The following is an 18,941-nucleotide window of genomic DNA, read 5'->3' on the forward strand; positions in this document are numbered from 1 at the left end:
TTTTCCGACCGAAAAGGAGAGTACACCGTGATTGAATTCGTAAAAGGACCCGTCGCCTATGTGTGTGCGGAATATATAACGTTAGATGTCTCGGGCGTCGGCTACAAAGTACATGTGCCTAACCCGTTTTTTTATCGTGAACAAGACGAACATGTAATCGTGTTTACGCATCATTACGTGCGAGAAGACCAGCAGATGTTATACGGTTTCCGTTCACGTCGCGAGCGTGAGCTGTTCAATAAACTCCTCAGCGTGAGCGGGATCGGACCAAAAGGTGCGCTTGCCATCGTCGCGTCCGGCGATATCGACGCGTTGATCGATGCGATTGAAACCGAGAACGAGAAATATTTGACGAAGTTCCCGGGAGTCGGCAAGAAGACGGCCAAACAGATGGCACTCGACTTGAAAGGGAAGTTATCCGAGCTCGCACCGGATTACGTGCCGAACGAAGGGTTGTTCGCACAAGGTGCATCTGAACTCGATGAGGCGTGTGAGGCGCTCGTCGCGCTCGGCTACTCCGAACGGGAAATCGCAAAAGTCCGCAAAGCATTAAGCGGAGAAATCTTGACGACCGACGCGTACATAAAACGCGCGCTACAGCTGTTACTGAAATAAGGAGGAAGCTATGGACGAACGATTGTTGTCACAATCTCATCAGCAATATGAAGACTCTGAAGAGTGGAGCTTACGTCCGCAGCGCTTCGAGCAATATATCGGGCAAGAAAAGGCGAAAGGCAATTTGTCCGTCTTCATTCAGGCCGCCAAACTTCGAAGTGAGACGCTCGACCACGTGCTCTTATACGGTCCCCCGGGACTCGGGAAGACGACGCTCGCCCAAATCATCGCCAACGAGATGGGCGTCGGGATCAAGACGACCGCCGGCCCGGCGATTGAACGACCGGGTGATTTGGCTGCGATTCTCTCGACCCTCGAGCCGGGGGATGTCTTGTTCATCGACGAGATCCATCGCTTGAGCCGGACGATTGAAGAAATTCTTTATCCGGCGATGGAAGACTACTGTCTCGACATCGTCTATGGGCAAGGGGAGATGGCTCGTAGCGTCCGCATCGACCTACCACCGTTTACGCTTGTCGGCGCGACGACACGAGCAGGGATGTTGTCGGCGCCTTTACGTGACCGTTTCGGTGTCACGTTGAAGCTCGAATATTACGAAACACATGAGTTAGCGGCCATCGTCAGCCGGACGGCCCAGTTGTTCCGTCTCTCGATCTCACCTGAGGCGAGCGGTGCGATTGCGAAACGCTCACGAGGGACGCCACGAGTTGCAAACCGTCTCTTGCGTCGTGTCCGTGATTTCGCACAAGTGGCTGGTACGAAAGAAATCGATCCCGTGCTCGCATCTGATGCGCTCGACCGGCTACACGTCGATGCGCTCGGACTCGATGAAGTTGACCATCGATTGCTTCGGGCCATGGTGGAGCGGTTCGGAGGTGGACCGGTCGGGCTTGAGACGCTCGCTGCGACCATCGGTGAGGATGCTCAGACGATTGAGGATGTCTATGAGCCCTATTTATTACAACAAGGATTCTTGCAGCGCACGCCGCGAGGACGGATGATCACACAGTTTGCCAAGTCGCATTTTGGTTATGAAGAGGAAGAGGAGTAAGGTATGCAAGACATTCAATTGAACGTAAACGATTATGATTTTGAATTGCCAGAAGAGTTGATCGCGCAAGTCCCATTGCTCGATCGGACGAGCTCACGCTTGCTCGTATTAGACCGCGAGACAGGGGACATCGAGCATCGTCATTTCCGTGACGTGCTCGATTACTTGAACGAAGGGGATGCGCTTGTCGTCAACGATTCGCGCGTCTTACCGGCACGTCTCTTTGGGGCGAAGCAAGAAACAGGCGGGAAAGTCGAACTGCTCTTGTTGAAGCAGACGGAAGATGATGTATGGGAAGCACTCGTCAAACCAGCGAAAAAAGTTCGTGTTGGCTCCATCGTTGAGTTCGGGGACGGTCTTCTCCAAGCGGAATGCGTCGAGGAGCTCCCAGAAGGCGGACGTCGTTTCAAGTTTGACTACGACGGCATCTTCTATGAGATTTTAGACGAGCTTGGAACGATGCCGCTCCCACCGTACATTCGCGAACAACTCGATGACCAAGACCGTTATCAAACGGTCTATGCCCGTGAACGAGGCAGTGCGGCCGCTCCGACAGCCGGTCTTCATTTCACCGAGGAACTGCTCGAAGCAGCGAAAGCGAAAGGGGTTCGGTTGATCCCGCTCACCCTTCACGTCGGTCTCGGGACGTTCCGTCCGGTGACGGCTGATTCGATCGAGGAACATACGATGCATAGTGAATATTTCGAGTTGTCGGCTGAATCGGCAGCTGCGCTTCGAGAGATTCGAGCGAATGGCGGTCGCATCTTTGCGGTCGGGACGACATCGACGCGCACGCTTGAGACGATCATGCGAGATCACGGGGACTTCGTCGAGTCATCGGGCTGGACGGATATCTTTATTTACCCTGGTGTTGAGTTAAAGGCAATCGATGGATTGATCACGAACTTCCATCTCCCTAAATCAACGCTCGTCATGCTCGTCTCGGCGTTCGCGACGCGCGACATCATCTTACACGCTTATCGGACTGCGGTCGCAGAACGATACCGCTTCTTCAGCTTTGGAGACGCGATGCTCATCACGAGGAAGGAAGTATCAAAATGACAAAACATGCAGTCACATACGAACACATCCACACATGCAAACAGACCGGAGCGCGGCACGGAATCGTCCATACGCCGCACGGGTCGTTCGAGACACCGGTCTTCATGCCGGTCGGGACGCAAGCGAGCGTCAAAACGATGGCACCTGAACAGGTCAAGGCGATGGGTGCGAACATCATCTTGTCGAACACGTATCACCTTTGGGTTCGTCCAGGACATGAGGTCATCAAACAAGCCGGTGGACTTCATAAGTTCATGAACTGGGACGGGGCAATCCTCACGGACTCGGGTGGATTCCAAGTGTTCTCACTGGCCGACCTCCGAAACATCCAAGAGGAAGGCGTACATTTCCGTAACCATTTGAACGGAGACAAGTTGTTCTTGTCACCAGAAAAAGCGATGGAGATTCAAAATGCCCTCGGCTCTGACATCATGATGGCATTTGACGAGTGCCCGCCTTATCCGGCGACACATGAATATATGAAAAAATCGGTCGAGCGGACGAGCCGTTGGGCGGAACGTTGCCTCGAGGCACACGAACGTCCAGAAGACCAGGCGCTCTTCGGCATCATCCAAGGTGGAGAATATGAGGACCTTCGTCGTCAAAGCGCCCAAGACCTCGTCTCACTTGATTTCCCAGGATATGCGGTCGGTGGTCTCTCGGTCGGTGAACCGAAAGACGTCATGTATCGTGCCCTCGAATTCACGACGCCGCTCATGCCAGAGAACAAACCGCGTTATTTGATGGGCGTCGGCTCACCGGATGCGTTAATTGAAGGATCGATTCGCGGAATCGACATGTTCGACTGTGTCCTTCCGACACGTATTGCACGAAACGGAACGCTCATGACGTCGAAAGGTCGCGTCACGATCAAACAAGCGAAGTACAAGACGGACTTCGGTCCAATTGATGAGAAGTGTGACTGTAATACGTGTAAGAACTACTCGCGTGCGTACGTTCACCACTTGATTCGTGCGGATGAGATGTTTGGTCTTCACTTGTGTACGACACACAATCTTCACTTCCTCGTGAAGTTGATGGAGCAGGTTCGTCAAGCGATTCGTGAAGACCGCTTGCTCGATTTCAAAGAAGAGTTCTTCGAAGAATACGGCTACAACAAGCCGAACGCGAAGAATTTCTAAGCAATCATGTCGGACATTGTGTGACAATGTTTCAGTTTCACGGTATAATGAACCTGATATTGAAGGAAAGGGTGAATGTTACTCATGGAAACACTCGTTGCGTTATTACCAATGATCTTGATTTTCGTCGTATTTTACTTCCTTTTGATTCGTCCACAGACGAAACGCCAAAAAGAAGTACAAGCGATGCAAAACGCCCTCAAGCGTGGCGACAGCGTTGTCACAATCGGTGGTTTACACGGCGTCGTTCATCAAATCGAAGACACACATGTCGTTTTGAAATGCGATCAATCGCTTCTCCGCTTCAACCGAAGCGCAATTGCGGAAGTCGTGAAAAAAGCGAATGCCTCATTTGAGGAATAAGCAAGTAAGCGTCTGACCATCATGGTCAGACGCTTTTTTGTGTGGCTAGAAATTGGGGGAGGATTCTTCGAGCGGCTTCTTGTCCGCCATAGACGGCTCTTGCGAACGGACCAAGAATCGTGATGCACTCGGGTCGAACGTAGGTGCGACATAGAGATGGATGAAGTTTGTTGTTTCCAGTTCGATAACGGGTAAGTGAGACGGTCGACAATAATCAAATCCTCCAAGCACCCGCCTTGTTCCATATATGAGATGGCGAGGGTCATTCCGTGTACACCAGCACCAATGATTAATAACTTCGTATTTTCCACAATCATAGAGAATCCTTTAAAAACGTAATTATTACGATTTAAAGTATACAAAGATGACTTCTTTTTGTCAAAACGAATCCGATTCAAAATTTATCCACCTCATTTCGAAAAATCGATTTGATTAATGAAAACGTTTGCACTAATCTCAAGTTGAGAAGAAATCCGAGATGAAGGAGAACGAATGACATGGACGTGAAACGATTGATTAAACAGATGAAGAAGTGGAAAGGATGGAGCATAAAACGAAATGGTACGAAACAGAAAGGACGCTCGTCGCTGAGACGACGGATGTCCATCGCGCTCATTCCGACGATCATTGCGCTCGTCATTGTCGGCGCGCTCGGATCTTATCAATTGAGACAATCGACTGCCGCCTATGACCGGGTCCTCAGTGAAGGCACGCAGGAGATGCTGCTTGCAGAGAATCTATCATTAGCGGTGACGGATGCTGAACGCTACTTGAACTACTATATGCTTGTAGCCAATCCGAAGACGCTCATCAGTCTCCAGGGAGTTCAAGAACAACGAGACGAATTGATGGCTTCACTCAAGGCATCTTCTTCAGATGAGAAGATCTTGTCTTGGTTGGGAGATTTGGAGAAATTTAACGAGCTATTAGACCGTGAGATGAATCGTGCCGTCGAACTTCGTCAACAACAAGACGAAATCGGCTTCAAAACCGTTCTCAACACGAGTGTGACACCGACGACGGATCGGGTACGCATGACCGTGACCGACCTTGTCGAATACAAAGGGGAGCTCCTCGAGTCTGAGACGAAAGCGGTACAAGCAGATGCAGAAAGTTCAATCCTTTGGATGCTCCTCATCAGTGTTGGTGGTGTCGTGATCGGGATTCTTTCCTTACTTGCGCTACAACGGCTTTTCCTAAAACCGATCAATCGACTCGGTCGTCAAGCACGCATCATGGCAGAAGGGGATTTGACTGGAGAAGATATCGAAGTCGCCTCAAACGATGAACTAGGAGACCTGGTTACGGCGTTCAATGAAATGAAGCATAATCTGGTCGGCTTGATTCGTCGGGTTGGTGAAGCGTCGGACAAAGTGACTGCATATTCTGAAGAACTTTACGCAAGCACAGACCATGTCGCGACAACGACCCAAGGCGTGTCCCGGTTGTTCGAAGAAATGAACGTGGCTGCGCAAGGATCCTCGAAGCGAGCAGAAGAAGGGACGATTGGCGTCAATCAAGCGGTGGATGGATTGAATCAAATCGCTGCGGCCTCACAAGGTGTGAATGAGCAGACGATACATACACTTGAGGCGGCGAACGGTGGACTTGAGACCGTTCAATTGGCAGAGAAACGGATGCAAGAAATTCGCCGTGCCAACGAGCTCACTCAACAGATGGTGAACCGTCTATCGAACCAATCGCTTGAAATCGAGAAAATCACCCGTTCGATCACGGCGATCACGGAACAGACGAACTTACTTGCCTTAAACGCGGCGATTGAAGCAGCACGTGCGGGTGAGCACGGAAAAGGGTTTGCCGTCGTCGCGGCTGAAGTCCGGAAACTCGCCGAGGAATCGAAACAATCCGCCATTCAAATCCAGACCGTCGTCCGCGACATTCAACGTGACACGGAGCAAGTCGAATCGGCGTTCGAAGAATCGAGCGTACATGTGGAGAATGGGGTATCGCAAATGGGAGAAGTGGCCGAGGTGTTCCGTGAGATCGTATCGGTCATCGAAGAGACGTCCCGTCAAATGAGTGAGATTGCGGCAGCAACAGAAGAAGTGAGCGCCAATACGACTGAAGTTGCCGTCTCTGTTGAAGATATGTCGACAAACGCCGTCTCGACACAGCGAAGCGTCGAAGAAGCCGGTGCGAACGTCGAAGAACAGCTTGCCGCCATTCAAGAAATCAACGGCATCGCTGAAACGATGAGTCACATGTCGTCTGAATTAAAAGATGTCGTCCATCTGTTTAAAACGACATAACAAATGCCCTGACGCGCGTGTCAGGGCATTGTTCGTTACATTAATAGGATTAGACTTGTCGCCATGACGATCATACCAGCAACCATTCCATACATGGAATGATGGGCGTGTCCGTATTCACGGGCGGCAGGGAGCAATTCGTCAAGCGAGATGAAGACCATGATGCCACCGACCGCCGCGAACAAGAGTCCGAAGACGGTGTCGCTCAAGAACGGCATGAGTAACAAGAATCCGATGGCCGCTCCAGCTGGCTCGGCAAGCCCTGACAACATTGAAAGCTTGAACGCCTTCTTCCGTGAGCCCGTCGCATAATAAATTGGGACGGAGACGGCAATCCCTTCCGGAATGTTGTGTAGGGCGATGGCGATGGCGATAGCTAAGCCGACGGTCGGATCATCTAGTGCCGAGACGAACGTCGCAAGTCCTTCTGGGAAGTTGTGAATCCCGATGGCGAGTGCCATGAAAATCCCCATTTTTTTAAGTCGATTTTGTACCTCCGGATGATTGATTGGAGCCGCTTCATTTGTCGTCGTTGCGAGTTCATGTGTTGTCGGGTCATTCTGCATCGACTCGACGAACTTGACTTCGTGTGGATTCTCCATTTTCGGAATGAACTTATCGATCATGCCAATCAAGAACATCCCACCGAAGAATGCGAGGACGGTGTAGATTGTACCCGTATATTCTCCGTGTGCGCCGACGAGTTCCTCGAGCGCTTTCGGGAAAATCTCGATGAACGACACGTAAATCATGACGCCTCCGGAAAATCCAAGCGAGATGGAGAGGAATGCCGTGTTCGTCCGTTTCGCAAAGAATGCGATCATACTCCCGATTCCGGTAGCTAGACCGGCGAATAGAGTAAGGAGAAAGGCATAAATAACTGTGCTGTCCATATGGAAAGACTCCTTTGATATTTTGATGGTAGCTACATCATACATGAAGTTTTGCCCGTGCGCAACATTTAGTCTTATACGCAAACTCAGTCGAACAATCTGTGAAGGGCGTTACAATTTTAGGAAAATGATTGATAAATGTTTAGAAAATTTGTAATGTTAACGAGAGAAGTTTTTATCAAGAACAGTGGTTTGGAAAGGAAATAGTCGTATGTACAAAAAAGGCAACATTGCGATTTTTGCGATCATCATGATTGCGACAATCCTGCTCGCAGTGTTCACGACACCATGGGTCGTTAAGAACACGAACCTCGGACTCGACTTAAAAGGTGGATTCGAAGTTTTGTATGAAGTACAACCGCTCGAAGACGGCGACGTCATCGACAAATCAGCGATGAATGCAACCGTTCGCGCCATCAATAACCGAATCAACGTCCTCGGAGTTTCTGAACCGGACGTTCGAATCGAAGAAAACAATCGCATCCGCGTCCAGCTCGCGGGCGTATCGAACCAAAACGAAGCGCGCGAGGTTCTCTCGTCTACGGCACAATTGACATTCCGTGACGTGAACGACAACGTCTTGCTCGATGGGAAAGACTTGGCGCCGCGTGGGGCAGCGCTCAGCTACAACCAACAAGGACAACCGGTCGTTGAGTTGACGCTTCAATCGGCTGAAAAGTTTGGTGAAGTGACATCCGAGATTGCACAACGCCCAGCTCCTGAGAACCGTCTGGTCATTTGGCTCGACTATGAAGAGGGCGACACATATGAGGAAGAAGTTCAAAAAGAGAACTCGAAGATTGTGTCAGATGCTTCGGTAACGAGCCCGATCCTATCGGATAAAGCCATCATCTCAGGTGGTGGAATTGACGCGGAAAGCGGTCAACGCCTTGCGGACATCTTGAACGCAGGGGCGCTCCCGGTCAAATTAGATGAGATTTACTCGACATCCGTATCGGCCCAGTTCGGTCAAGATGCTTTAGAAGAAACGGTATTTGCCGCAACAATCGGAATCATCGCTGTATTCCTCTTCATGTTGTTCTTCTATCGTCTCCCAGGACTCGTGTCGATCATCACGCTTGTTCTGTACATCAACTTGATCATGTTGTTCTTCAACGGAATCAATGCGGTCTTGACGCTCCCAGGGATTGCGGCACTCGTCCTCGGGGTCGGTATGGCAGTCGATGCGAACATTATTACCGCGGAACGAATCAAAGACGAACTCCGCTCTGGAAAATCGGTCTTATCGGCATTCCGTGCAGGTAACCGTCGTTCCCTCAGTACGATCATCGATGCTAACTTGACGACGCTCATCTCGGCTGCGGTCTTGTTCTATTTCGGACAAAGCTCGGTCAAAGGATTTGCCGTCATGCTCATGATCTCAATCGGGATGACGTTTATCTCGAACGTATTCATCTCACGTTATTTGATGCACCTCCTTGTCTCAAGTCGTCTGTTCGACAAACGCAAAGGATGGTTTGGTGTGAAGGAGAGTGAAATCCGTGAACTTTAAGCTTACTGAATGGAATTACGTGAAACATATGCGCACGATGTTCTTGATTTCGACGGCAGTCGTCGTTCTCGGAATCGGTCTCTTGTTCTTCCGTGGGTTGAACCTCGGAATCGATTTTGCTTCAGGGACGCGGGTCGAAGTACTAACGGAAGAACGTGTATCGCAAGAAGAATTCACGAAAGCGTTTAACGATGCCGGAGTTGACCAAGAGATTTCAAGCGTCCAATATGCAAATGAAGGTCGCTTGGCATACGTGACGTTCGTCGGTCAATTAGGGCAAGAGGAAGTCGCGAACGTCAAGACGGCGTTCACTGAACAATTCGGGAACGACCCGAACATCAGCACCGTCTCGGCTCAAGTCGGTCGTGACTTGGCGAAAAATGCTTTGTATGCGGTAGCCGTCGCATCAATCGGGATTATTCTCTACATCACGGTGCGTTTCCAATTCTCATATGCACTTGCAACTGTTATCGCGATGTTACACGATGCCTTCTTCATGATTGTCGCGTTCTCGCTCTTTGGGATCGAGGTCAACTTGTACTTTATCGCCGCGATCTTGACCATCATCGGTTACTCGGTCAACGATACAATCGTAACGTTCGACCGGGTCCGCGAGAACATCACGTCGTATGAAAAGGAACGAAAAATCAAGTCGATGGACGTCTATGAGTCGATCATCAACAAGTCGATTCAAGAGACAATCGTACGGTCCGTGAATACGGTCATCACGGTACTCGTTACAGCGATTGCCTTGTACGTGTTCGGTGCCGAGTCGATTCGCAGCTTCTCGCTCGCGCTCATCGTCGGACTTTTCATGGGGATGTATTCTTCGATCTTCATTGCATCGTATTTATGGCTCCTCATCAAACGCACGACAATCAACAAGAAAAAAGATACGCCGGTCACAGAGGCGTAACAAGTGGGTCTCCCTTCAATCGGGAGACCTTTTCAAATGTCAAGACGGCACATCTTTCACGCGGTCTGCTATAATCTACAATTGATTGGAGTGAAGGACATGTACCATTCGAAAAAACAGTGGCTCTATCCGGAAACAAATCCGGACGACGTCACGCGTTTACAAAACGAATTAAATATATCAACACAACTGGCGACGTTGCTCGTTCAGCGTGGTCATCAAGACGTAGAAGCGGCCAAGGCATTCTTGTATGCCGAGGAAGAACTCGTCTTTCATGACCCGTACTTGTTTGAACAGATGGAGAAAGTCGTCACCCGCATTAAACAGGCGGCAGACGATGGGGAGATGGTGCTCATCTATGGTGACTACGATGTCGACGGGGTCAGTGCCTCATCCGTCATGTGGCACGCGTTGACCGAAATCGGTGTCATGGCCGAGTGTTATATCCCGAACCGTTTCACGGAAGGATATGGACCGAACAAAGAAGCGTTCCAATGGGCGGCGAACGAGGGATTCACCTTGGTCATCACGGTGGATTGCGGAATTTCAGGGATTGAAGAAGCGACACTCTTAAAAGACCTTGGCGTCGATTTGATCATCACGGACCACCACGAGCCGAAAGAGACATTGCCGGACGCCTATGCGATCATTCATCCGCATATCGACCCGGGGTATCCATACGACAAACTCGCCGGAGCGGGAGTCGCCCTCAAAGTGGCACACGCCGTTTTAGGAAGAATGCCGGAAGAACTCCTTGATTTGGCCGTCCTCGGAACGATTGCCGACCTCGTCCCGTTAGACGGTGAAAACCGGTTGCTTGCGAAGAAGGGGATTGCCGCGCTCGAGGCTTCAAAACGTCCAGGTATTCTAGCATTACGTGAAGTATGTGGTCTCGGTGACAGCGTATTGAACGAAGAGTCGGTCGGTTTCGCGTTCGGTCCACGCATCAATGCAGCGGGTCGACTCGATTCAGCGATGCCGGCATTACAAATGCTCCTGGCTGAACATGTCGAGGAAGCGCTCGAGCTCGCAAAACAGCTCGATAAGCAAAACAAAGAACGTCAAGACATCGTCAAGACAATCGCTGCTGAAGCGAAAGAACTCGTTGAAGCATCGATGACCGAGGACCGTGTACTCGTCGTGGCGAGTGAGAAGTGGAATCCTGGCGTTGTCGGGATTGTCGCATCTCGTCTCGTCGAGGCGTACTATCGTCCAGTCATCCTCCTTTGCCACGACCCTGAGACGGGTAAGGCGAAAGGATCGGGGCGCTCCATCGATGGATTTGACCTCTTCAAGGAACTTTCGAAGAATGAAGATATTTTGCCACACTTTGGTGGACATCCAGCTGCCGCCGGGATGACCCTTCAGTCGGAACATGTCGCCGAACTACGAGAGCGGCTGAACCGTCAAGCGGATTCTATCCCTGATGACGTGTTTGTGCCACGGGTGAACGTCGACTTGAAACTCTCCGTCAACGACGTCTCGCTCGACTTGATCTCAGAAATCGGAAAGCTCGCGCCGTTTGGTATGGGGAATCCATCCCCTCGTGTCGTCGTCGCAGATGCGAAACTGCGAGATATTCGCCAAATCGGACGGGATGCCACGCATTTGAAAGTACAGCTCGCCGGAGACAAGCGTGAGCTCGATGGCATCGGATTTGGATTCGGGCACGTCGTTTCAGAGATTTCAAAGATGGCTCATATCTCGGTGATGGGAAGTCTTCAAGTCAACGAATGGAACGGAATGCGTAAGCCCCAGCTCATGATTCAAGATTTACGGGTCGATGACTTCCAAGTGTTTGACTATCGTGGGAAGAAAAAATCAATGCAAGATTTGAAAGATTTGCCGAAAGACCAGACGTCATTTTTATCTTTCCGAGGGACGAACGAAGATTTTCCACTCCATGAAGGAGATGAACCGCTCAACCGTTTCGTCGTTCTGCTCGATCTTCCGGACGATGAAGAGGTGCTCGCAGAAAAACTTCATGAGGGGATCGAACGTATTTATTGTGCCTTCGGTCAAGGAGACTCGTTCTTTGAACGTCTTCCGTCCCGTGAGGATTTCCGAACGTATTATGTCCATATGGCAACGTGCGAACGGAAAAATCTACGTGAAAACCTGATTCGTCTGTCAAAAGAGCGAAAATGGTCAAAAAATACGATTCAATTTATGCATCAAGTATTCTCTGAACTCGAATTTCTTGTTACAATGGAAGACGGACTGCCTGGAGTCAATCCAGAAGCACCGAAACGCGATTTGACCGAGGCGCCGTGCTATCAACGCCGGATTGGGCGCCAACAACTCGAAGAGCGTTTCGTATACGCGTCATTGGCGGAGCTCAAAGAGCGGTTACAATCGTTGCGATCGAACAAGATGCAGGAGGCATACACATAAAATGGATTTCAAACAGCATATTAAAGAAGTAGCAGATTATCCGAAGGAAGGAATCAGCTTCAAAGATATCACGTCACTCATGCAAGATGGCGAAGTCTACAAGAAAGCAGTAGATGAGCTCGTCGTTTATGCACGTGAACGTGGAGCGGAGTTGATCGCTGGTCCGGAAGCACGCGGATTCGTCGTCGGTTGCCCGGCAGCGTATGCGCTCGAACTCGGGTTCGTACCAGTACGTAAAGAAGGAAAGTTACCACGTGAGACAGTACGAGTTTCATACGGTCTTGAGTATGGGACGGACATTTTGACAATGCACAAAGATTCAATCCAACCTGGACAACAAGTCGTCATCTTGGATGACTTGCTCGCAACAGGTGGTACGATTGAAGCGACGATTAAAATGATTGAACAACTCGGTGGAGTTGTTGCGGGAATCGGGTTCTTGATTGAACTCGATGGACTTGGTGGACGTGAGCGTCTCGAAGGATACGACGTGTTCTCACTCATCCGCTACGAAGACTAATTTGAACGGGAAGCGACATGCTTCCCGTTTTTGAATAGTTTTTAAGGAAAATAACCTACAACCTTTGACAGGTCGTCAGATTTTTTCGATAATGGTTATAAAAATCATAGAATCTTGAATACAAACTACTACCATGCTGCGACGAATCCGAGGCGATTGGAGCGGTTAGAAAAAGGGTGTCGAATGTTATGACCAAAAAACAAATCGTAAGTATTGAGGATCTTCTCGACGCGCTCGGGGAGTATATGGGTGACGACGATATAGCCGAAGTGAAACGCGCTTACGAATACGCAAAACTTCATCATACCGGTCAGTTCCGACGTTCGGGCGAGCCCTATATCCTCCATCCGGTCCAAGTGGCCGGCATTCTCGTTGATATCGGCTTAGACGCCACAACGATTGTTGGAGCGCTCTTGCATGATGTTGTTGAAGATACGGATATTTCGTTACAGCAATTGACGGACGATTTTGGTCCAGACGTGGCCATGCTCGTCGATGGCGTCACGAAACTTGGTAAGATTAAATATAAATCGAAAAAAGAAGAACTTGCTGAAAACCACCGGAAGATGATTATCGCCATGGCAGAAGACGTGCGCGTGATCCTGATCAAACTTGCGGACCGGCTCCACAATATGCGGACGCTTCAGCATATGCCGAAAGAAAAGCAAGTTCAAAAAGCGGAAGAGACGCTCGAAATCTTTGCTCCGCTCGCGCACCGGATGGGGATCTCGACAATCAAGTGGGAGCTCGAAGATATTTCGTTACGTTATATCAACCCGCAGCAATACTATAAGATCGTCTCGATGATGAAACAGAAACGGACGGAACGGGAAGCACTCGTCACCTCTGTCATCACGGAAGTGAACAGGGTTCTTGAGGAAGTGCATATCGATGCCGACGTGAACGGTCGACCGAAGCACATCTATTCTATCTATAACAAGATGGTGAAGCATAAAAAAGAGTTCAATGAAATTTACGATTTGATGGCGGTCCGCATTATCGTCGATTCGATTCGTGATTGTTATGCCGTGCTCGGAATCATCCATACGCAATACAAGCCGATGCCGGGACGTTTCAAAGATTATATCGCCATGCCGAAGCCGAACATGTATCAGTCGCTCCATACGACCGTGATCGGTCCGAAAGGTGAGCCGCTCGAAGTCCAAATTCGGACGAAAGACATGCATTTCATCGCTGAGTTCGGGATTGCGGCACACTGGGCGTATAAAGAAGGGAAAAACGTCTCGACGAACGGATTCGACGAGAAGATCGCCCACCTTCGTGAAATCCTCGAGCTGCAAAAGGATACGACGGATGCCGAGGAATTCATGGAGTCCCTCAAAGTTGATTTCTTTAGCGACATGCTGTACGTCTTCACACCAAAAGGAGACGTATTCGAGTTGCCGAAGGGCTCAGTCCCGATTGACTATGCGTACCGGATTCATACGGAGATCGGGCACCGGATGACGGGTGCGAAAGTGAACGGCCGGATGGTACCGCTCGACTACAAACTCGAGACGGGTGACATCATCGAAATCATCACGTCGAAGCATAGTTACGGACCGAGTAAGGATTGGTTGAAGCTCGCTGTTTCGAGCCAGGCGAAGAACAAGATTCGTCAATGGTTCAAACGTCAACAGCGTGAAGAAAACGTCGAGAAAGGGAAAGATCTCGTCGAGGCAGAAATCAAGAAACTCGGTTTTGAACCGAAAGAAGTGATCGATGAGCCGGCACTCAGTATCGTCGTCGAGAAGTTCAACTTCGGAAACGAGGAAGAGATGTATGCCGCAGTCGGTTATCAAGGCATCACTGCCGCTCAAGTTGCGCATAAGTTGACGGAGAAGCAGCGCAAAGAGCCGAAACTCGAGCTCTCTGAAGCCATCAGCGAATTGAAAGTCAGTCAGGCGCCGAAGAAGAAAACGGCAGAGGCGGGCGTGACGGTCAAAGGAATCGACAACATGCTCGTGCGCATGAGCCGTTGCTGTAACCCGGTACCGGGAGATGAAATCGTCGGATACATCACCCGTGGACGCGGCGTCTCGATTCACCGGAAAGACTGCTTGAACATCGTCAACGAACAACATCCGGAGCGTCTCCTTGACGTCGAATGGGAAGTCGGACAGGCGAAAGAGAAGAACTATAACGTCGATATTGAGATCACGGGATATGATCGTTCAGGTCTCTTGAACGATGTCCTTCAGGCGGTATCGGCGACGAATACGAATATCGTGGCCGTCAGTGGTCGGGGCGACCAAAATAAACAAGCTCGCATCTCGATGACGATCTCGATTCCGAACGTGAATCACTTGCAGAAAGTTGTCGAGCGCATTAAACAAATCTCAGACGTGTATTCGGTCAGCCGAGTCATGATGACGTGACGAAAGGAAGAGGAACGTGCGTGTATTATTGCAACGAGTGAAAGAAGCATCGGTCACAGTGGAGGAAGAAGTCGTCGGGGCAATCAACGCCGGATACTTGCTTCTCGTCGGTGTGACACATGAAGATACAGAAGAGGAAGTGAACTGGCTCGCCGACAAGGTGACCGGGCTTCGCGTCTTCGAGGACGATCAAGAAAAGATGAACTTATCGATTCAAGATGTGGCCGGTCAAATTTTGTCGGTCTCGCAATTCACATTATATGGAGATACGATGAAAGGACGGCGACCTGCTTTCACAAAGGCCGCCAAACCGGATATCGCTGAAACGCTCTATGAAAAATTCAATGAGCGACTCCGGTCGAACGGGCTCATCGTCGAGACGGGACGCTTCGGGGCGATGATGGACGTCGCACTTGTCAATGACGGACCGGTCACACTCATGCTCGAAAAAAACGCTTGACAGATGCCGGCTTGATTCGGCATCATGAAGCATATAGTCAAACACCTACGATAAAGAAGAGTACGGTCAACCCACCAGTAAAGAGAGCGATGCCTTGGCTGAAAGCATCGACTGGATGATGACCCGAACGACACTTTGGAGGTGCTCCCTTGAAAGCGAGTAGGGGGAGCCGTTTCATCGGGCGTTAACCGATTTCGAGTGGCAGAGTTTCAAGTGATGGCTCTGCAACGAGGGTGGTACCACGGGAAACTGACACAGGCTCTCGTCCCTTTGCGGACGAGGGCCTTTTTGTATTTTAAGGAGGGAATTGTGATGATGAAAGCACCACGCGGTACACAAGACCTGCTTCCGGGCACGGTCGAGACGTGGCAATATGTCGAGGAAAAACTTCGCGACATGAGCGCCCGTTATAACTATAAAGAAATCCGCACACCAATCTTTGAAACGACGAACCTGTTCACACGCAGTGTCGGGGAAACGACGGACATCGTCCAAAAAGAGATGTTCACGCTCGTGAAGAAAGGGAAAGACGAGTACACGCTTCGCCCAGAAGGGACGGCATCAGTCATTCGTGCGTTCGTGACGAACAAACTATTCGGAAATCCGGACCAACCGACGAAGCTCTACTACATGGGACCGATGTTCCGCTACGAGCGCCCACAAAAAGGCCGCTTCCGTCAGCTTCACCAATACGGTGTCGAAGCAATCGGTAGTAGTGACCCGGCCGTTGACGCTGAGGTCATCAGCCTCGCCTACTCAATCTACAAGTCGTTTGGACTTCAGAAAATCAAAGTCGTCGTCAACTCGCTTGGGGACGCGGAAAGCCGCAACGCCCACCGCGATGCGCTCATCCGTCACTTCGAGCCGGTGGCAGGCGAACTTTGCCAAGACTGCCAGTCACGTCTTTACAAGAACCCGCTTCGCATCTTGGATTGCAAGGTCGACCGTGATCATCCGTCGATGAAGACGGCACCGTCAATCCTTGAATATTTGAACGAAGAGTCGAAAGCCTACTTCGATCAAGTGCTCGCACAACTCGATGCACTCGGTGTCGCCTACGAAGTCGACCCGACACTCGTTCGTGGACTCGATTACTATACGCACACGGCGTTTGAAATCATGTCCGAGGCAGAAGGGTTCGGAGCCATCACGACACTTTGTGGCGGCGGACGTTACAACGGTCTCGTACAAGATATCGGTGGACCGGATATGCCGGGAGTCGGTTTTGGAATCGGATTGGAGCGCCTCATCCTTGCATTGGAGAATGAAGGAGTCTTACCTAAACTCGAGACAGGACTTGATGTCTTCATCGTCGCGCAAGGTGAAAAAGAAGTCGAATTGACGGCGACACGTCTCCTACAACTCCTCCGCATGGAAGGATTCAAGGCAGACCGTGATTACCAAGGGCGCAAGTTCAAAGGACAATTCAAACAGGCGGACCGCCTGAAAGCCAAGTTCACAGTCATCTTAGGGGATGATGAAGTCGAGCGCGGGGCAGCCGCCTTGAAAGATATGACGACTGGTGAACAAGTCGACGTGCCACTCTCGGCCGTCGCAGACAAAATTCGTGAACTATCGGAAGGAGCAGAACAATGATCGGACGCACACATATGAACGGCCGCGTGACAGAGTCACTCATCGGCCAAGAAGTACAATTAAAAGGATGGGTACAAAAACGTCGTGACCTCGGGGGCCTCATCTTCATCGACCTTCGTGACCGCACAGGAATCGTCCAAGTCGTCGTACGCCCGGAAAACGAAGCAGTCCACCAACTCGCGGAAACAATCCGTAGTGAGTATGTCCTCGACGTAAAAGGAACGGTTCTCGAGCGTGAGAACAAGAACCCGAACATGCCGACAGGAAACATCGAAGTCATCGCGTCTGAGATCAACATCTTGAACGCGGCGAAGATGACACCAATCCCAATCGGTGACGAGGCAGAAAACGTCTCAGAAGACCTTCGCCTCAAATACCGTTACCTCGACCTTCGTCGTCCAGCGCTTCAAGAGACGTTCCGTCTCCGCTCCAAGACGTCGAACACGATCCGTAACTTCTTGACAGAGCAAGAGTTCCTTGAAGTCGAAACACCAATTTTGACGAAGTCGACACCAGAAGGCGCACGTGACTATCTCGTACCGAGCCGTGTCCACGGTGGTGAGTTCTACGCGCTCCCGCAATCACCACAGCTATTCAAACAGTTGCTCATGGTCGCAGGATTTGACCGTTACTTCCAAATCGCACGCTGCTTCCGTGACGAAGACCTTCGTGCAGACCGTCAACCTGAGTTCACGCAAGTCGACATCGAGACGAGCTTCATGGATATCGAAGACTTGATGGCGATGATGGAATCAATGATGGGTGAAGTCATGGAGTCATCACTCGGTCGCACAGATACACCGGCTAAGTTCGAGCGTATGACATACGCGGAAGCGATGCGCCGTTTCGGTTCAGATAAGCCGGACACGCGTTTCGGTCTTGAACTCATCGATGTGGCAGACGCGGTGAAAGGTGCCGGCTTCAAAGTGTTCGACGCCGCACTCGAATCAAACGGGCAAGTCAAAGCAATCAATGTCAAAGGTGAGGCGGACAACTTCTCACGTAAAGACATCGACAAGCTTCAAGAGTTCACAGCGGTCTACGGTGCGAAAGGTCTCGCATGGCTCAAAGTGACAGCGGAAGGCTTGAACGGTCCGATCGCGAAGTTCTTCGACGAAACGTACGCACAGAAGTTGATCGAGGCAACGAATTCAGAAGCAGGTGACCTTCTCCTCTTCGTCGCATCGAAACCAACTGTCGTCGCTGACAGCCTTGGCGCACTCCGCGTCAAACTCGGACACGACCTCGGTCTCATCGACGAGTCGAAATTCAACTTCCTATGGGTGACAGACTTCCCACTCGTGACGTTTGAAGAAGAAGACGGTCGTTTCTATGCGAATCACCATCCGTTCACGATGCCAAACCGTGAAGACCTTCACCTTCTTGAGACAGACCCGGCAAGCGTACGCGCCATCGCCTATGACCTCGTCTTGAACGGTTACGAGCTCGGTGGCGGTTCACAGCGTATTTACGAGCGTGACATCCAGGAACGTATGTTTAAATTGCTCGGCTTTACGCAAGAAGAAGCGATTGAACAGTTCGGCTTCTTACTCGAAGCGTTCGAATACGGTACACCACCACACGCGGGAATCGCACTCGGTCTCGACCGTCTCGTCATGATTCTTGCAGGTCGTTCGAACCTTCGTGACACAATCGCCTTCCCGAAAACGGCTTCGGCAAGCGACTTGCTCACGCAAGCACCGAGCCCGGTCTCGGACGCGCAACTCGAAGAGTTATCGATTCGTACGGCAGTAAAAGAGAAGAAGTAAGCACAAAAAACGAGGGTTGCCATGGCAATCCTCGTTTT

13 protein-coding genes, 1 pseudogene and 1 other annotated feature are annotated in these 18,941 nt (G+C 50.6%); of the genes and pseudogenes, 13 read left to right on the top strand and 1 reads right to left on the bottom strand.

Going from position 1 to position 18,941, the window contains the following annotated elements; translation table 11 throughout:
- The first annotated feature begins 27 nt into the window (after positions 1-27).
- The 6 genes from ruvA to KNO70_RS07910 all read left to right on the top strand — a co-directional run bounded on the left by ruvA (position 28) and on the right by KNO70_RS07910 (position 6,464).
- Positions 28-615 (top strand): Holliday junction branch migration protein RuvA, encoded by a 588-nt coding sequence (ruvA, locus tag KNO70_RS07885; protein WP_214812071.1) that lies wholly within the window; start codon positions 28-30, stop codon positions 613-615.
- A gap of 10 nt (positions 616-625) precedes the next feature.
- Positions 626-1,627: a Holliday junction branch migration DNA helicase RuvB gene (ruvB, locus tag KNO70_RS07890; RefSeq protein ID WP_078146571.1), complete on the top strand. Its 1,002-nt coding sequence runs from the start codon at positions 626-628 to the stop codon at positions 1,625-1,627.
- 3 nt (positions 1,628-1,630) lie between these two features.
- Positions 1,631-2,689 (top strand): tRNA preQ1(34) S-adenosylmethionine ribosyltransferase-isomerase QueA, encoded by a 1,059-nt coding sequence (queA, locus tag KNO70_RS07895; RefSeq protein ID WP_371816098.1) that lies wholly within the window; start codon positions 1,631-1,633, stop codon positions 2,687-2,689.
- Positions 2,686-3,831 (top strand): tRNA guanosine(34) transglycosylase Tgt, encoded by a 1,146-nt coding sequence (tgt, locus tag KNO70_RS07900; protein WP_015881169.1) that lies wholly within the window; start codon positions 2,686-2,688, stop codon positions 3,829-3,831. Before queA ends, tgt begins: the two co-directional genes overlap by 4 nt.
- A 75-nt stretch (positions 3,832-3,906) precedes the next feature.
- Entirely contained in the window at positions 3,907-4,194 is a 288-nt protein-coding gene (gene yajC / locus KNO70_RS07905; RefSeq protein ID WP_251030084.1) for a preprotein translocase subunit YajC, read from the top strand.
- Between the two features lie 497 nt (positions 4,195-4,691).
- Positions 4,692-6,464 (top strand): methyl-accepting chemotaxis protein, encoded by a 1,773-nt coding sequence (locus tag KNO70_RS07910; protein ID WP_214812074.1) that lies wholly within the window; start codon positions 4,692-4,694, stop codon positions 6,462-6,464.
- A gap of 35 nt (positions 6,465-6,499) precedes the next feature.
- Here KNO70_RS07910 and zupT read toward each other — a convergent pair whose 3' ends face one another.
- Positions 6,500-7,357: a zinc transporter ZupT gene (gene zupT, locus KNO70_RS07915; RefSeq protein WP_214757175.1), complete on the bottom strand. Its 858-nt coding sequence runs from the start codon at positions 7,355-7,357 to the stop codon at positions 6,500-6,502.
- 211 nt (positions 7,358-7,568) lie between these two features.
- Here zupT and secD point away from each other — a divergent pair.
- From secD to aspS, 7 genes and pseudogenes are all read left to right on the top strand, one after another.
- Positions 7,569-9,786, top strand: a pseudogene (secD, locus tag KNO70_RS16120) (protein translocase subunit SecD).
- A gap of 99 nt (positions 9,787-9,885) precedes the next feature.
- The gene (recJ, locus tag KNO70_RS07930; RefSeq protein WP_214812083.1) at positions 9,886-12,180 is read left to right on the top strand and encodes a single-stranded-DNA-specific exonuclease RecJ; all 2,295 of its coding nucleotides are present in this window, start codon (positions 9,886-9,888) and stop codon (positions 12,178-12,180) included.
- Position 12,181: 1 nt separating this feature from the next.
- Complete coding sequence (locus KNO70_RS07935; RefSeq protein ID WP_078146574.1) at positions 12,182-12,700, top strand: adenine phosphoribosyltransferase; 519 nt, start codon at positions 12,182-12,184, stop codon at positions 12,698-12,700.
- Between the two features lie 188 nt (positions 12,701-12,888).
- Positions 12,889-15,078 carry a RelA/SpoT family protein gene (locus tag KNO70_RS07940; RefSeq protein WP_078146575.1) on the top strand — a complete coding sequence of 730 codons (2,190 nt, stop codon included), beginning with the start codon at positions 12,889-12,891 and terminating at the stop codon, positions 15,076-15,078.
- A 16-nt stretch (positions 15,079-15,094) separates the two neighbouring features.
- Positions 15,095-15,538, top strand: coding sequence for a D-aminoacyl-tRNA deacylase (gene dtd / locus KNO70_RS07945; RefSeq protein WP_078146576.1), 444 nt, complete (start codon positions 15,095-15,097; stop codon positions 15,536-15,538).
- 38 nt (positions 15,539-15,576) lie between these two features.
- Positions 15,577-15,811 (top strand) — a binding site (T-box leader).
- Between the two features lie 42 nt (positions 15,812-15,853).
- Positions 15,854-17,134 carry a histidine--tRNA ligase gene (gene hisS, locus KNO70_RS07950; protein ID WP_251025588.1) on the top strand — a complete coding sequence of 427 codons (1,281 nt, stop codon included), beginning with the start codon at positions 15,854-15,856 and terminating at the stop codon, positions 17,132-17,134.
- Complete coding sequence (gene aspS / locus KNO70_RS07955) at positions 17,131-18,903, top strand: aspartate--tRNA ligase (protein ID WP_214757170.1); 1,773 nt, start codon at positions 17,131-17,133, stop codon at positions 18,901-18,903. Before hisS ends, aspS begins: the two co-directional genes overlap by 4 nt.
- Positions 18,904-18,941 lie beyond the last annotated feature (38 nt).

Source organism: Exiguobacterium sp. s181 (assembly GCF_018617125.1).
In the GTDB taxonomy this organism is placed as follows: domain Bacteria; phylum Bacillota; class Bacilli; order Exiguobacteriales; family Exiguobacteriaceae; genus Exiguobacterium; species Exiguobacterium profundum.

What these genes read in the sequence shown, in the direction of transcription:
- aspS (WP_214757170.1), top strand. Translation starts at nt 17,131, where the DNA reads ATGATCGGACGCACACATATGAACGGCCGCGTGACAGAGTCACTCATC.
- recJ (WP_214812083.1), top strand. Translation starts at nt 9,886, where the DNA reads ATGTACCATTCGAAAAAACAGTGGCTCTATCCGGAAACAAATCCGGAC.
- queA (WP_371816098.1), top strand. Translation starts at nt 1,631, where the DNA reads ATGCAAGACATTCAATTGAACGTAAACGATTATGATTTTGAATTGCCA.
- hisS (WP_251025588.1), top strand. Translation starts at nt 15,854, where the DNA reads ATGAAAGCACCACGCGGTACACAAGACCTGCTTCCGGGCACGGTCGAG.
- KNO70_RS07910 (WP_214812074.1), top strand. Translation starts at nt 4,692, where the DNA reads ATGGACGTGAAACGATTGATTAAACAGATGAAGAAGTGGAAAGGATGG.
- KNO70_RS07940 (WP_078146575.1), top strand. Translation starts at nt 12,889, where the DNA reads ATGACCAAAAAACAAATCGTAAGTATTGAGGATCTTCTCGACGCGCTC.
- KNO70_RS07935 (WP_078146574.1), top strand. Translation starts at nt 12,182, where the DNA reads ATGGATTTCAAACAGCATATTAAAGAAGTAGCAGATTATCCGAAGGAA.
- ruvB (WP_078146571.1), top strand. Translation starts at nt 626, where the DNA reads ATGGACGAACGATTGTTGTCACAATCTCATCAGCAATATGAAGACTCT.
- tgt (WP_015881169.1), top strand. Translation starts at nt 2,686, where the DNA reads ATGACAAAACATGCAGTCACATACGAACACATCCACACATGCAAACAG.
- yajC (WP_251030084.1), top strand. Translation starts at nt 3,907, where the DNA reads ATGTTACTCATGGAAACACTCGTTGCGTTATTACCAATGATCTTGATT.
- zupT (WP_214757175.1), bottom strand. Translation starts at nt 7,357, where the DNA reads ATGGACAGCACAGTTATTTATGCCTTTCTCCTTACTCTATTCGCCGGT.